Source organism: Oleiphilus sp. HI0061, from assembly GCF_001635675.1.
The window spans coordinates 1-854 of record NZ_LWFE01001377.1; the positions used below are offsets into that span (position 1 = coordinate 1).

Below are 854 nucleotides of genomic sequence, written 5' to 3' on the forward strand. Positions count from 1 at the left end.
CGCAACTAAATCAGGACACTTTTCTTAAAGAGTTTTCGTACTCGATTGGCGACATATCTTCGTTAGAAGTATGGAGCCGCTCTAAGTTGTAATAACGCATGTAGTCAGCCACATCATTTCTCATATGCTCTCTCGTTGGCTGGGGCACTTTCAAAACCCAGTCATGCTTTAAGCTTCCAAAGAACCGCTCCACAACAGAGTTATCCCAGCAAGCACCTACATCCCCCATGCTAGCTCTGATGCCATAATTACTCAGCAGTGTGCGATAACGCTTGCTGGTATACTGCGAACCTCTGTCACTATGAAACACCAAGCCTTTAGGAGGCTGGCGCAGATTATATGCCCTGATCATAGCTCGACTAACCAAGTCAGTAGTCATACGCTTATCAATCTGCCAGCCAACGATTCGGCGTGAAAATAAATCCATGACGATCGCGAGATACATCCAGCCTTCGCCTGTTTTCAGATAAGTCACATCGCCAGCCAAGATTTGATTTGGCCCAACCGGATTAAAGTTCTGGTTCAGCAAGTTATCTGCAACAGCATCACTGTGTTTACGCTTAGTTGTTGCCTTGTATGCAATGCGTTGCGTAACGACCAATCCAAGCTTAGCCATTAATTTTTGAGCGCTGTATTCAGTAATATCAAAGCCCTCTCTGCACAATCGTTTCCGCAGTTCTCTATAACCCAAACTACTTCGGCTTTTCTCGAAGATAGTTTTAGCTCTGCTATACAAATGTAACTGCTTTGGCGTAATAGATTTAGTTGGCCGTTTGAGCCAAGCATAATAAGCTGAGCGGCTAACACCCATTGCTTTGCAAAGTTTGATAACAGGATATGCTGAGGAAAGTTGT

The 854-nt window shown here is 44.4% G+C and carries 1 protein-coding gene; it reads right to left on the reverse strand.

Annotated elements, in window-relative coordinates; all coding sequences use genetic code 11:
- Positions 1–10: 10 nt before the first annotated feature.
- Positions 11–854 (reverse strand): IS3 family transposase (locus A3735_RS21675; RefSeq protein WP_156499813.1); only part of this gene is annotated, 844 nt, incomplete at its 5' end.